The organism is Dyella amyloliquefaciens (assembly GCF_004296575.1).
Classification (GTDB): Bacteria; Pseudomonadota; Gammaproteobacteria; order Xanthomonadales; family Rhodanobacteraceae; genus Dyella; species Dyella amyloliquefaciens.
This window is the reverse complement of the sequence record NZ_SAYT01000001.1, coordinates 91,863-105,441: the sequence shown is the minus strand read 5'-3', so window position 1 is coordinate 105,441 and position 13,579 is coordinate 91,863. Positions and strand designations below refer to the sequence as shown.

Sequence of the window (13,579 nt, the reverse complement as noted above, 5' to 3'; positions counted from 1 at the left end):
CTCGGCTACGATGCCCCTTCTTGTTCTGTCGGAGTCCCCACGTTGCGTAACCCCACCATCAAGGACGTCGCCAAGCGTTCGGGCGTTTCGCTCAAGACCGTCTCGCGCGTGATCAACCGCGAAACTTCGGTACGCGCCGATACGCGCGAGAAGGTCGAGCGCGCGATCGAGGCACTGGGTTACCAGCCCAATCCTTCCGCGCGCGGCCTGCGCAGCACGCACGCCTACGCCATCGGCCTTGTGTACGACAACCCGAACGCGCATTACGTGATCAGCATGCAGGACGGCGTGCTGTCGGCCTGCCGCGAGCGGGGCTACGGCCTGCTGATCCATCCGTGCGACTCGACCTCGCCCGATCTCGCCAACGAGCTGTGCTCGCTGGTCGAGCGCAATCGCCTCGCCGGCCTCGTACTGGCGCCGCCGATGTCGGAAGAGCCGGAGCTGATCGCCAAGCTCAGCGACAACGGCATCAGCTTCGTGCGCATCATTTCCTCGCGCGAGGATCCCCATGACGGCGCGCCCTGCGTCTACGTGGACGACCGCAGCGCCGCGTATGCGATCACCGAGCACCTGATCCAGATGGGCCACAAGCGCATCGGCTTCCTGTGGGGCGAACCGCACCACCGGTCCAGCCCGGAGCGCTACCAGGGCTACGCCGATGCATTGAAGGACTACGGCCTGCCGCTCGACAAGAAGCTGGTGCTGCCCGGCCGCTATGCCTTCGACGACGGCTTCCGCGGCGCCCGCAAGCTGCTCGCGCTGAAGGATCCGCCGACCGCGATCTTCGGCAGCAACGACGAAATCGCGGCCGGCGTACTCGCTGCCGCGCGTTCCAGCGGACTGGACGTGCCGTGGAATCTCTCCATCGCCGGCTTCGAGGACAGCCCGTTCTCCAAGCAGGCGTGGCCTGCGCTCACCACCGCGCGCCAGTCCACCAGCGACATCGGCCGCCATGCCGCCCTGCAGCTGATGGCCGAACTGCAGGGGAGCGCGGGTGCCGAGGTGGAGGTGCCGCACGCCGAGTGCTTTGTTCCCGAACTGGTCGTGCGCGGCTCCACCGCGCCACCGCAAACTCCCACGCCACGCAAGGGCTGACCCCCTGCGGTGTGCGCCCACACGCATGCCATTGAGATGACGATGAAGGAAGCCAGCTCCACCCTGATGTACCGCGAGGCCCACGAGACGGCCGCCGTGGTCGAGCGCCAGTTGCGCGAGAACGCGTCGATCCTGAAGGCCCTTGGCGAACACCTGCGGGCCCATCCGCCGCGCTTCATCGTCACCTGTGCACGCGGCAGCTCCGACCACGCCGCGGCCTATGCAAAGTATGTGTTCGAGACGCGACTGGGCCTGATCACTGCATCCGCGTCGCCATCCATCTCCTCCATCTACGACGCCGACCTGAGTCTGGACGGCGCGCTGTTCGTCGCCATCTCGCAGTCGGGCAAGAGCCCCGACCTGCTGCGCAGCGCGCAGGCCGCGAAGGATGCGGGCGCTCACGTGGTGGCGCTGGTCAACGTGGAAGATTCGCCGCTGGCGCAGATGGCCGACACCTTCGTGCCGCTGCGCGCGGGCCCGGAGCTGAGCGTCGCCGCCACCAAGAGCTACCTCGCCACGCTGGCTGCGATCCTGCAGCTCACCGCGCACTGGAGCGATGACGCGGAACTGCACGCCATCGTCGCGCGCCTGCCCGACGACCTGCGCCAGGGCTGGGACTGCAACTGGAACGCGATGGTCGAAGGCCTGCGCGACACGCACAACCTGTTCGTGGTGGGCCGCGGCTACGGATTCGGCGCCGCGCTGGAAGCAGCGCTCAAGCTCAAGGAAACCTGCGGCCTGCATGCAGAGGCCTTCAGCGCTGCGGAAGTGAAGCACGGCCCTATGGCGCTGGTAGGCGAAGGCTTCCCGGTGCTGTTCTTCGCCCAGGATGACGGCACGCTCGACAACACCATGGCGGTGGCACGCGAGTTCCGCGCCCGCGGCGCCCGCGTGTTCGTGGCCGCGCCCGGCAATCACGATCCCGACAAACTGCCGTTGCCCGAAGGCATCTCGCCCGTGGTGACGCCGCTGCTCGCCGTGCAGAGTTTCTATCGCGCCGCGAGCGCGCTCTCGCTGGCGCGCGGCTACGATCCGGACGTGCCGCCGCATCTGCGCAAGGTGACGGAGACGATGTGATGACCGACCAGCCCACCGCCCTCGTCAACGGACGCGTGCTCACCGATCACGGCCCGCAGGATGGCTTCGCGGTGCTGGTGCGCGGCGCGCATATCGACGCCATCGTGCGCGCGGACGACGCGCGCGCCGCAGCGGCCACGCAGCATGACCTCAAGGGTCGACTGCTGCTGCCAGGGTTCATCGATGTGCAGGTCAACGGCGGCGGCGGCGTGCTGTTCAACGCCGAACCCACGGTCGAGGCACTCGCCACCATCGGCGCCGCCCACCGCAAGTTCGGCACCACCGGCTTCCTGCCCACGCTGATCACCGATACCGCCGACGTGATGCGCCAGGCGCTGGACGCTGTCGATGCCGCCATCGAACAGCGCGTACCCGGCGTGCTCGGCATCCACCTGGAAGGCCCGTTCCTTGCCGCCGGCCGCAAGGGCATCCACGACGCCAGCCTGTTCCGCCTGCCGGATGCGGACGACATCGCCGCCATCACGCGCAACCGTCGCGGCGTGGTAATGCTCACGCTCGCCGTGGAAGAAGTACCACTCGACACCATCCGCCAGCTCAGCGAAGCCGGCGTGCTGGTGGTAGCCGGCCACACCGCTGCGAACTACGCCACCACGCGTGCCGCGCTTGATGCGGGCGTGTGCGGCTTCACCCATCTCTACAACGCGATGACCCCGCTGGGCACCCGCGAACCGGGCGTGGTCGGCGCCGCGCTGGATGATCCGCACAGCTGGTGCGGACTCATCGTCGACGGCCATCACGTGCATCCGGCTGCGCTGCGCATCGCCATCGCCGCCAAGGCGCGCGGCAAGAGCGTGCTGGTCACCGACGCGATGCCACCGGTGGGCGCCGACAGCGCGGAATACGTCCTCAACGGCCAGACCATCGTTGCGCGTGACGGCATCTGCCAGAGCGATGCAGGCGTGCTCGCCGGTTCTGCGTTGGACATGGCGACGGGCGTGCGCAACCTGGTGCACATGGTCGGCCTGCCGTTGGCGGAAGCGTCGCGCATGGCGAGTTCGTATCCGGCAGCATGGATCGGACTGGATCGCACACATGGTCGTCTCGTGGCCGGGCAGCGGGCGGACTTCGCGGTGCTCGATGACGCGTTGGTGGTGCATGAGACGTGGATCAACGGCGTGCGCTACGAGGCCTGATCTCCCGCGCCTCCCTCCATTGTAGGAGCGCACCCTGTGCGCGAGGCCTTTCGCCTCAATCTTCATGGCTATCGCTCTTGGGAAGTCGAGGGCTTGGCCTTCGGTAGCCCCGCTGCCGCCAGCGTGCCGCCTACGCGGCGGGCGTTTCGACGCCCTGCCAGCCGCCGAGTCACTTTTCTTTTGCTGGCCCAAAAGAAAAGTAACCCAAAGAAAATGGCCTAACGAGCTCTGAGCGATATGGGGATAGGAGCGTCGGCGGACAGCGGCAAGCCGAATTAGGGACGTTCTACCTCACGGGCTGCGGCTACACCGCCACGCGCCATGGCGAAGAGGGCTTAAAGCGGGTGGCCGGCTTGTCCTCACTTTTCCGCAAGATTGTCCCCTCACCCCAGCCCTCTCCCCGCAGGGGAGAGGGAGCGAAGCGGGCGCGGTTTTAAGTCCTCAGGGCTACGGCGCGTGGCGGTGTAGCCGCTCGTTATCGGCGGAGGCTGTCGCAATCAGGACTCCGGAATCTCTAGGGCTTTTCCTTGCATACCGCTGCCAGCTCTTGAGGTCGTTTTCTTTGGGTTACTTTTCTTTTGGACCAGCAAAAGAAAAGTGACTCGAGCTCCGGCAGGAGATCGAAACGCCCGCTGCGTAAGCGGCACCCTGGCGGCGGCACACCAGCCAGAGGCCGAGGCTCGGGTTACCTGCTTACAGTGGGGGGGCCTGGGGCGAAAACCGCACCCTCTCCCCAACCCTCTCCCGGAGGGAGAGGGAGTAACAGCTGGCACAGCCATGGGCGCATCGGAAGGCCCCATCGGGCGCAAGGCGCGCTCCCGCAAAAGAAAGGGAAGCGCACCGCGCGATTACTGATACACGTGCAACCGGTCAAAGATCCACGCGTGATACGACTTCACCAATCCCGGCTGCGCGCAATCCGTATACAACCCGTTGCACCGCGTACGCAGCGAGATTGCCGCCGAGAAATATGGATCCGTCGGCAGGTCCGCCGCCTGCAACACCATGCTCGGCAGCAACGCGATGTCGAGCAACGGATAACGTGGCAGCTGCGTTCCCTGGAAGTTGCTCTTGATCATGTAATAGGTGAGGTAGTCCTTGTAGCCGGCAATATCGTCCGGCCAGGTGCGCGGCATCTCGCGGATCAGTCCGCTGAAGGACGGCTGGTGGTCACCAAAGTGCACGATCACCGTCGGCTGCGCCCGATCGAGGAAGTCGTGCTCGAGGCCGCGCATCGCCACGTCGGAGTTGCGCAGGTTCGACAGGTAGGTATTGAAGTTCACCGACTCGCGCGCGGGCAGGCCCTTGAGCGGCGCCTTGTTGAACGGCGCGGGCAGCGAAGAGATCGGATCGGTGTCGTGCGGACCATGCTGGGCCAGCGTAAGGATCATGATGAAGACGGGCTGCCCCGGCTTCTTCACCTTGTCGTACATGCGCTTGGCCGCAGTGAACATCTGCGTGTCCGTTTCCTCCCACTCCTCCAGGCCCAGCTGGCCGGCATCGTAGAACTGGTCGAAACCATAGGCGGTGTACGCGTTGCGGCCGTTGAGGAAGCTGCCGTTGGTCGGATAGATCGCGATGGTGAGGTAACCCAGGCGCTGCAGCTGGCGCGGCAGGCTGTCCTGCACGTGCGGCGCCAGCACGTAGGGCGCATACATGCCGCCCGGCCCGAAGATGTCCTGCGGCATCCCGGTGAGCGTGGCGAACTCGCTCACCCAGGTGCCGCCGCCGAAGGTGTGCACGCGCAGCGGGCCGGTGGCGCGGGTACGCGCGTCGGCCTTGAACAGGCCCACGCGGCACTCGGGGATGTTGCACTGGGTGAAGTTGGACGGATTGAAGGTGCTTTCCTCCAACACCTGCACGATGTCCGGATAGTTCTCCGGCGTATGCGGGGTAGCGGCCGGGAAGCCTGCGGCCGTGGCACCCCAGTCCTGCTCGGCCTGGGCGTCGTCCGACATGTCGGGCATGCGGACGTCGGAGTCGCTGAAGTTGACGAAGAAATTGGTGATCTGCGCGTCGTCGGAGAGCTTCTCCCACACGTTCTTCGCATGTACCTCCGCAAACGGGCCGTTCGGCAACAGGCACACCCAGAACGCCAACGCCCACAGCGCCACGCCGCCAACGCGCGTGAAAAGCGCACGGCTCCGGCTGAGATGCGTGAGCAGGCGACGGTCGAAGCGCCACACCGCCCACAGGGCCAGCGGCGTCAACACGCCCACGGCCAGCGTCAGCATCCACAGATGCGGGTAATGGCCCAGCGTCTCCAGCAGGCTGCTGCGGGCGTAGTAGATGAAGTCCGCCGGCATCAGCGGCGAGTCCAGGTAGCGCAGCTTGAGCACGGACAGGAAGTTCAGCGCCAGGAACAGGCCGCCGCTCACCACCAGCGCCGTGGCCGGGCGCGCGAAGGCAAACAGCAGAATGCCGAACGCGCACACCATCAGGGCGATCACAAAGGCCTGCTGCAGCAACGCCGGCTCGCGCAGGGCCGTCATGCTGACGCAGAACACGAAAAAGCAGGCGGCAAACAGCCAGAGCCCACTCTTCCGCAGGAAGCGTAGCGATGATTGCGGCATATGGTTTCGGCCCCCTGTTCGGCCTGACTGTCATTCGGCCGCAATTCTACGGTCTCCGAACCGTCACATGCACAACGGCCGGCAACGGCAGAATGGCGCCACGAAGCGGTTCAGCGACTGTTTCGCCGCTCCCGGCCCGCCCGATCTGGTAGGTTTCGCAGTCCCCGACAGGAACAGGTCCCCTCATGCCCCTCCGCTTGCGCCCCATCGCCCTGCTCTGCGCCGCCGCCCTCGCCGGCTGCGCCAGCCAGTCGTCCAAGCCGGCCGCAGGCCTGCCGGATGGCAGTCACGCCCAGGTGGCGATCCTGGAAACCACGGACGTCCACTCCAACGTGCTGAGCTACGACTATTACAAGCAGCGCGAGGACGCCACGGTGGGCTACGAGCGCACTGCCACGCTGATCCGCCGCGCCCGCGCGCAGTACCCGAACAGCTTCCTGTTCGACAGCGGCGACACCATCCAGGGCAGCGTGCTGGCTGACTACCAGGCCCAGGTGAAGCCGGTGGGTTGCAACGAGGAGCTGGGCATCTACCGCGCCATGGACGCCATGGGCTACGACGGCGGTACCGCCGGCAACCACGAGTTCAACTACGGCCTGGGCTTCCTCTCGCAGGTCACCGGCACGCCGATGAACGTCGACGGCGGTCGCAGCGAGCGCTGCGCCGGCCCGCATTTCCCGCTGGTGCTGTCCAACGTGTTCAGCGCCCGCGACGGCGCCCCGATCTTCAAGCCGTGGACGGTGGTCGAGAAGGACATCACCGTCACCGCCCCGGACGGCAGCCAGCGCAAGGTGCCGCTGAAGGTGGGCATCATCGGCCTGACGCCGCCGCCGATCCTGGAATGGGACAAGCAGAACCTCGCCGGCAAGGTGACCGTCACCGGGGTGGTCGAGGCCACCCAGAAGTACCTGCCGGAGCTGCAGGCGCAGCATCCCGACCTGGTCGTCGCCGTGCTGCACGGCGGCCTCAATACCGCCCCCTACACGCCGGACATGGAGAACGGCGGCTGGTACGTCGCTGGCGTTCCCGGCGTCGATGTGGTGCTGATGGGCCACTCGCATACCGAATTCCCCGGCCCGCACTACAAGGGCATGAAGGACGTCGATGCCGACCGCGGCTTCGTGCGCGGCAAGCCGGCCGTGATGGGCGGCTTCTTCGGCAAGGACCTGGGCGTGATCGACCTCGCGCTGCAGCGCAAGGACGGCCGCTGGGTGATCGACGCCAGCCAGACGCACAGCGAAGTGCGCCCGATCTGTCCGAAGAAGAACGAGTGCGTGCCAGCCGATCCCGCTATCGCGCCGCTGGTACAGCAGGCGCACGAAGCTGCCGTGCAGTACGTGAACACGCCCATCGGCGAGACCCGCGTGCACATGAGCAGCTACTTCGCCGACGAAGGCAACATGACGGCGCTTGCGCCCATCAATGCGGCCATGCGCGATTACGTGCAGAGCGAATTGCCGAAGCTGCGACCGGAACTGGCCAAGTTGCCGGTGCTGTCGTCGGCAGCGGCGTTCCGCACCGGCTTCGGCGGTCCGGATGACTACACCGACGTCGAACCCGGTGCTCTCACCCTGCGCAGTGCTGCGGACCTGTACTTCTATCCCAACACGCTCTCGATCGTGCAGGTCGACGGCGCCGGCCTCAAGGCATGGCTGGAAAAGTCGGCCGAACGCTTCAACCAGATCGACCCGTCGAAGGAAGGCGAGCAGGAGCTGATCAACACGCGCATGCCTGGCTACAACTTCGACCAGATCCAGGGCGACCTGGCCTATGTGATCGACGTGTCCAAGCCAGCCGGCGAGCGCATCACCAAGCTCACCTACAAGGGCAAGGCGGTGACGCCGCAGCAGCAGTTCGTAGTGGCGACCAACAACTACCGCGCCAGCGGCGGCGGCAACTTCCCGGGCCTGGACGGCAAGAACATCGTGCTGGCCGCACCCGACGGCGCGCGCGAAATCCTCGCCAAGTGGCTGCAACGCGAAAAGACCATCGGCGCAAAGGCGCTACCTGCCGCCTCGTGGCACTTCGCTCCGCTGAAGACCCGCGGCGAGGTGGTGTTCAAGGGCGCCGCCGGCAAGCAGGACGTCGCACGATCCGTGGGCCTGAAGAACATCCGCCAGCTCAAGGACAACGGCGACGGCACGGCCACCTACGCCATCGACCTGTCGCACTGAGATTTTGGGGCGAGGCGGCGTTGTCGCCCCTCGCCCCCTCGATTCCCCTGTAGGAGCGCACCCAGTGCGCGAAAAGCCTACGGAGCGATAACGACGAGGCGCCGCGGTCGCGCACTGGGTGCGCTCCTACAGGAGATGGAAGATCCCGCGCCATTTGGCCGTCCATCGCGCAAAAGTTTCAAACGTACCTGTTGACTGCACTGCAACATCCGGCCTAAGGTCGGTCCCATGTCGCCGCTTATTTCGCCAGCCTGCATATCTATCTGCCCGGTCAAGACCGGCAGCATGCCGCTGTGCGCAGGCGCCATCACTCTCGTCACGACCACCACCACGACCACTATTACCACCAGGTCGGGGTGGGTTTCCGTGCGCGAATAAGTTCCTTAACGCAAACGGCCCCGCCCTCGATGAGGCGGGCCGGGATGCACCACTCCGATACCGCCAGCGAGCACGGGCCCCGAATGGAGGCCACCGTGAATCTTGCCGTATCGTCATCGCTAGAACAGCCGTCGCTACCGCCGCATGCCGCAGCGCTGCCGATGGTCACCGCACGCCAGCGCGTGCTCGCCGTGGGCCTGGTCGGTCCCGGCCGTGTCGGCAGCGCCCTGCTCGACCAGCTGCGCGCCGCGCAGCCGCGGCTCGCGCGGGCCGGCCTGGAACTCAAGCTCTGCGGCGTGGCGGCCAGCCGTCGCATGTGGCTCGATGCCGACGACCCCGAACTCAACGGCCGCTACGGCGGCGCGCAAACCTGGCGCCCCAGCAATCTCGACGAGTTTGCGGCGCACCTGCGTGGCGAGGACGGCCGGCATGCCCTGCTGATCGACTGCAGCGCCAGCGATGCCGTGGCATCGCGCTACGCCGAATGGCTGGCCTCGGGCCTGCACGTGGTGACGCCGAACAAGCTGGCCGGCAGCGGTTCCTTTCCGCGCCTGCAGGCGATCCGGGCAGCCTGCGTCAGCGGCGCGCGCTTTCGCTATGAGGCCACCGTGTGCGCTGGACTTCCGGTCGTGCAGACGTTGCGCGACCTGCTCGATACCGGCGACGAGCTGCTTGCCGTCGAAGGCATGTTCTCGGGCACCCTGGCGTGGCTGTGCCACCGGCACAATGGCAGCCGGCCGTTCTCTGCGTTGGTCCGCGAAGCCCATGCGCTGGGCTATACCGAGCCCGACCCGCGCGACGATCTCTCCGGCCTCGACGTGGCGCGCAAGCTGGTGATCCTGGCGCGAGAAGCCGGCTGGCCCCTGTCACTGGAGGACGTGAACGTGCAAAGCCTGGTGCCGCCGGAGCTGGCGGCCATGTCCGCCGAAGAGGCACTGGAGAACCTGCACCTGCTCGACCGCGCCATGGCTCGCGAAGTGGCCTGCGCGCAGACCCAGGGCAGCGTGCTGCGCCACGTGGCCAGCCTGGACGCAAAGGGGCACGCCAGCGTGCGCCTGGCCATGCTGCCGGCCGCCCATCCGTTCGCGCATTCGCGCCTCACCGACAACATCGTGCAGTTCACCACGCATCGCTATCGCGAGAACCCGATGCTGGTGCAGGGCCCCGGTGCCGGTCCGGAGGTGACGGCGGCGGGGGTTTTCGCCGATCTCCTGCGTATTGCAGAATCGCTGGAGGTGCGCTGATGAACGCGCTACTGGCTGATCCCATGTCCGCACAACAACGCGCCCTGAGCGCACAAGCCATGGCTTATGCCAGCGTCGGCAACGTCGGCGTCGGCTTCGACATCCTGGGCCATAGCGTGGCCGGCGCGGGCGACCGTGCCGTCGTGCGGCGTATCGATGAGCCCACCGTACGCATCGCGGCGATACACGGCCTGGTGCCCCAGCTGCCGCTGGAAGCCTCGCGCAATACCGCCGGCGCGGCGCTGCTTTCCCTGCGCCGCGCGCTGGGGCTGCGCCACGGCTTCGAAGTGGAACTGCACAAGGGCATCGCCCTGGGCTCGGGCATGGGTGGTTCGGCCGCATCGTGCGTCGCGGCCCTTGTGGCGGCCAATGCCCTGCTGGAACGCCCGCTGCCGCGCGAAGCGCTGTATGGCTTCGCGCTCGATGGCGAGGTCGTCGCCAGTGGCAGCCGCCACGGCGACAACCTGGGCCCGATGTTGCTGGGAGGTCTCGTGCTTGCCACCCGCGATCGCCTGCTGCGACTGCCGGTGCCCGACGCCTGGCATTGCGCCCTGGTGCATCCGCACGTGGTGCTGGAGACGCGTGAATCGCGCGCGGCGCTCGCCGGCGGCTTCGCCCTGGGCGATGTCGTAGCGCAGCACGCCAACCTCGCCCTGGTGCTGACCGGCTGCCATCGCGGCGACGCCACCCTGGTGCGCGAAGGCCTGAAGGACGTGCTGGTGGAACCACGGCGCGCGCCGCTGGTCCCAGGATTTGCGCGCGTGAAGCAGGCCGCACTGGATCATCACGCACTCGGCGCCAGCATTTCCGGCGGTGGTCCCAGCGTGTTTGGCTGGTACGAAAACCGCGAGGACGCCGAACGCGCCGCCGAAGCGATGGCCGCCGCCTTCGCCGAGGAAGGCATTGCCAGCGACCAGCTGGTCTCACCCATCAATGGTCCAGCCGCCGCGCTGCTGGACGAGGAAGCGGCATGAGCGAGCCGTTGCATTACCGAAGTACACGCAGTGCACGCCACGCGGCGCGCATCGACGAAGTGATCGCCGCGGGCCTCGCGCCTGACGGCGGGCTCTACGTGCCCGAAGTGCTGCCGCAGCTCGATGTGGCGGCCTTCGATCCGCACGGCTCGCTGGCGGACACGGCCGTTACGCTGCTCACGCCGTTCTTCCGCGCCACGCCCTTGGCCGCCGAATTGCCGGCGATCTGCCGCGAGGCTTTTGACTTCCCAGTGCCGCTGCGTCCGCTCGCGCATCCGGATGGCGCCTCGGTGCTCGAGCTCTTCCACGGACCCAGCGCGGCCTTCAAGGACATCGGCGCGCGCTTCCTTGCCGCGTGCTTCCGGCGGTTGCGCCGCCATGATCAGGCGCCACTGACCATTCTGGTGGCAACCTCCGGCGATACCGGTGCCGCCGTGGCCGCCGCGTTCCATCGCCAACCCGGCGTGCGCGTGGTGATCCTGTATCCCGATGGCCGCGTATCGCCGCGACAGGCCCACCAGCTGGGCTGCTTCGGCGACAACGTGCATGCGCTGCGCGTCGCCGGCAGCTTCGACGACTGCCAGCGCATGGTGAAGGCGGCACTCGGCGACGCCGGGCTGCAGTCGCGGGTGCCGATGTCCTCTGCCAACAGCATCAGCCTCGGCCGCCTCCTGCCGCAGATGAGCTACTACGCGCAGGCCTCGCTGGACTGGTGGCATCGCCATCGCACGCCACTCAACTTCATCGTGCCGACCGGCAACCTCGGCAACGCGCTGGCCTGCGTATGGGTGCGCGAGATGGGCCTGCCGGTGGGCGAAATCCATCTCGCATGCAACGCCAACGCGACGCTGCCCGATTATTTCGACGGTGACGCTTACACGCCACGCCCCGCGATTCCCACGCTGGCCAATGCGATGGACGTGGGCGCCCCGAGCAACTTCGAACGCCTGCGCTGGACCTTCCCGCACGACTACGAGTTACGCGTGCAGCTGCACGCCACCAGCGTGGACGACGACACCATCCGCGACACCATCGTGCAGCACGCGCGCGACCACGGTGAACTGTTCTGCCCCCATACGGCCACCGCCGTGCATCTGCTCGATGCCATGGGCACTACCGGCCTGCCGTGGGCCGTGGTGGCGACGGCGCATCCGGCGAAGTTCGACAGCGTGGTGGAACCCCTGATCGGGCGCACCGTGGAAGTGCCGCCGGCACTGGATGCGATGTTGCGGCGGCCGGCGTATGCCGAGCCATTGTTAGCCAGCGATGCAGTGTTGAAGGAGTGGCTGCTGCGACGGGTGGAGCGTGAGCAAGGGGTGCCGACCTGAGGCGCCACCACCTGTTCCTGTGGGAGCGCACCCTGTGCGCGACAAGCCGACGGAGCGGTGACGCCGTGCCTCTGCGGTCGCGCACAGGGTGCGCTCCCACAAGGGCCAGAACGACTATCAGTCGTCCAGCACCGCCCCGTTCGTCTCGATGACCTTGGCGTAGTACTTCGCCGTGGCCTTGGGCGTGCGCTTCTGCGTGGCGAAATCCACGTGGTACAGGCCGAAGCGCTTGGAGAAGCCAAGCGACCACTCCAGGTTGTCCATCAGCGACCAGGCGTAATAGCCCTTGAGGTTCACGCCAGCCTCGATCGCCCGGTGGATCGCCTTGAGATGCTTGCGCAGGTAGTTGGTGCGCAGCGGATCGTCGAGCACGTCGCCTTCGGCCACCGGCGGATCGTAGAACGCCGAACCGTTCTCGGTGATGTAGAGCGGGATATCGCCGTAGCGCTGCTTGAACCAGGTGAGCGTGTCGGTGAGACCCTGCTCGTACACCTCCCAACCGGTTTCCGTATACGTCTTGTTGGGCTGGCGCACCGGCGCCGCGCGCAGCGGATAGTGGTTGGGATCGTTCTTCACCACCGCACGCGTGTAGTAGTTGATGCCCACGAAGTCGACGGGCTGGCGGGTGAGCTTGAAGTCATCTTCCGGGAAGTCGGGCCATGCAGCACCAAACACTTCCTTGAGCTCCGGCGGATAGCTGCCCAGCAGCGCCGGGTCGGCGAACTGCTCGTTCATGTAGGCCTGCGCGCGACGCGTCGCGGCGAGGTCTTCCGGGCTGTCGGACGCCGGATACTTCGGCTCGATGTTGAACACCACGCCGACCTCGTGCTTGCCGATGGCGCGATACGCCTGGATGCCAGCGCCACTGGCGCGCATCAGGTTGTGCGCGGCGATCGGCGCTTCGTACAGGCTGCGATGGCCCGGCGCGAGCGCGCCATGCAGGTAGCCGCCATCGGTCACCACCCACGGCTCGTTGAGCGTGGACCAGCGCTTCACGCGGCCGTCCAGCGCCTTGTACATCACGCTGGCGTATTCGGCGAACCAGTTCGCGATGTCGCGATTCAACCAACCGCCGCGGTCGTCCAGCGCCGCGGGCAGATCCCAATGGAACAACGTGACGTTCGGTTCGATGCCGTTCTCGAGCAGCTCGTCGACCAGCCGCGAGTAGAAGTCCAGGCCCTTCTGGTTGATGCGCCCGGTGCCTTCCGGCAGCACGCGTGCCCACGCGATGCTGAAACGGTAGCCCTGCAGGCCCAGCGCGCGCATCAGCTGCACATCGTCCTTGTAGCGGCGATAGTGATCGCAGGCGATGTCGCCGGTATCACCGTTGGCCATCATGCCCGGCGTATGCGCGAAACGTTCCCAGATGCTGGGGCCTGCGCCATCGGCCAGGGGCGATCCCTCGATCTGATAAGCCGAGGTAGCGGCGCCCCAATGGAAATCGGCCGGGAAGCGATAGCTGTGCGTCATGGTGGAGGCGATTCCTTATGCCGCACTGCGGCTTGATGAAAACGTTTACATGGTGAGAATAGCGGAGCCCGAGCCGAATGTGCACGGGTCTTTTCGCCTATACATGCAGTGG

Annotated in this window: 9 protein-coding genes; 7 read left to right on the top strand and 2 right to left on the bottom strand. The window is 66.8% G+C overall.

Annotation, left to right across the window (positions count from 1 at the left end):
* The first annotated feature begins 42 nt into the window (after positions 1-42).
* From EPB08_RS00455 to nagA, 3 genes are read left to right on the top strand one after another with little or no spacing between them, the layout of a single operon-like run.
* Positions 43-1,095 (top strand): LacI family DNA-binding transcriptional regulator, encoded by a 1,053-nt coding sequence (locus EPB08_RS00455; protein ID WP_130617102.1) that lies wholly within the window; start codon positions 43-45, stop codon positions 1,093-1,095.
* A gap of 36 nt (positions 1,096-1,131) precedes the next feature.
* Complete coding sequence (locus EPB08_RS00450) at positions 1,132-2,172, top strand: SIS domain-containing protein (protein WP_165418344.1); 1,041 nt, start codon at positions 1,132-1,134, stop codon at positions 2,170-2,172.
* Complete coding sequence (nagA, locus tag EPB08_RS00445; protein WP_130617100.1) at positions 2,172-3,326, top strand: N-acetylglucosamine-6-phosphate deacetylase; 1,155 nt, start codon at positions 2,172-2,174, stop codon at positions 3,324-3,326. The genes EPB08_RS00450 and nagA overlap by 1 nt, the downstream gene beginning before the upstream one ends.
* Positions 3,327-4,174: 848 nt before the next feature.
* On the opposite strand, the gene EPB08_RS00440 is transcribed toward nagA, so the two are convergent.
* Positions 4,175-5,899: an LTA synthase family protein gene (locus EPB08_RS00440; RefSeq protein ID WP_130617099.1), complete on the bottom strand. Its 1,725-nt coding sequence runs from the start codon at positions 5,897-5,899 to the stop codon at positions 4,175-4,177.
* A gap of 185 nt (positions 5,900-6,084) precedes the next feature.
* On the opposite strand from EPB08_RS00440, the gene EPB08_RS00435 reads away from it, so the two are divergent.
* The 4 genes from EPB08_RS00435 (at position 6,085) to thrC (ending at position 11,997) form a co-directional block, all read left to right on the top strand.
* Positions 6,085-8,073, top strand: coding sequence for a bifunctional 2',3'-cyclic-nucleotide 2'-phosphodiesterase/3'-nucleotidase (locus tag EPB08_RS00435; RefSeq protein ID WP_130617098.1), 1,989 nt, complete (start codon positions 6,085-6,087; stop codon positions 8,071-8,073).
* Between the two features lie 473 nt (positions 8,074-8,546).
* On the top strand, positions 8,547-9,695 hold the full coding sequence (locus EPB08_RS00430; protein ID WP_425598233.1) for a homoserine dehydrogenase family protein: 1,149 nt from the start codon (positions 8,547-8,549) through the stop codon (positions 9,693-9,695).
* The gene (locus tag EPB08_RS00425; RefSeq protein ID WP_130617097.1) at positions 9,695-10,669 is read left to right on the top strand and encodes a homoserine kinase; all 975 of its coding nucleotides are present in this window, start codon (positions 9,695-9,697) and stop codon (positions 10,667-10,669) included. The genes EPB08_RS00430 and EPB08_RS00425 overlap by 1 nt, the downstream gene beginning before the upstream one ends.
* Positions 10,666-11,997: a threonine synthase gene (thrC, locus tag EPB08_RS00420; RefSeq protein ID WP_130617096.1), complete on the top strand. Its 1,332-nt coding sequence runs from the start codon at positions 10,666-10,668 to the stop codon at positions 11,995-11,997. Before EPB08_RS00425 ends, thrC begins: the two co-directional genes overlap by 4 nt.
* A gap of 117 nt (positions 11,998-12,114) precedes the next feature.
* On the opposite strand, the gene EPB08_RS00415 is transcribed toward thrC, so the two are convergent.
* The gene (locus EPB08_RS00415; RefSeq protein ID WP_130617095.1) at positions 12,115-13,467 is read right to left on the bottom strand and encodes a GH1 family beta-glucosidase; all 1,353 of its coding nucleotides are present in this window, start codon (positions 13,465-13,467) and stop codon (positions 12,115-12,117) included.
* Positions 13,468-13,579: the final 112 nt, after the last annotated feature.

Excerpts from the sequence above, each read along its gene's own strand:
- EPB08_RS00450 (WP_165418344.1), top strand. The coding sequence starts at position 1,132 with ATGACGATGAAGGAAGCCAGCTCCACCCTGATGTACCGCGAGGCCCAC.
- nagA (WP_130617100.1), top strand. The coding sequence starts at position 2,172 with ATGACCGACCAGCCCACCGCCCTCGTCAACGGACGCGTGCTCACCGAT.
- EPB08_RS00440 (WP_130617099.1), bottom strand. The coding sequence starts at position 5,899 with ATGCCGCAATCATCGCTACGCTTCCTGCGGAAGAGTGGGCTCTGGCTG.
- EPB08_RS00435 (WP_130617098.1), top strand. The coding sequence starts at position 6,085 with ATGCCCCTCCGCTTGCGCCCCATCGCCCTGCTCTGCGCCGCCGCCCTC.
- EPB08_RS00425 (WP_130617097.1), top strand. The coding sequence starts at position 9,695 with ATGAACGCGCTACTGGCTGATCCCATGTCCGCACAACAACGCGCCCTG.
- thrC (WP_130617096.1), top strand. The coding sequence starts at position 10,666 with ATGAGCGAGCCGTTGCATTACCGAAGTACACGCAGTGCACGCCACGCG.
- EPB08_RS00415 (WP_130617095.1), bottom strand. The coding sequence starts at position 13,467 with ATGACGCACAGCTATCGCTTCCCGGCCGATTTCCATTGGGGCGCCGCT.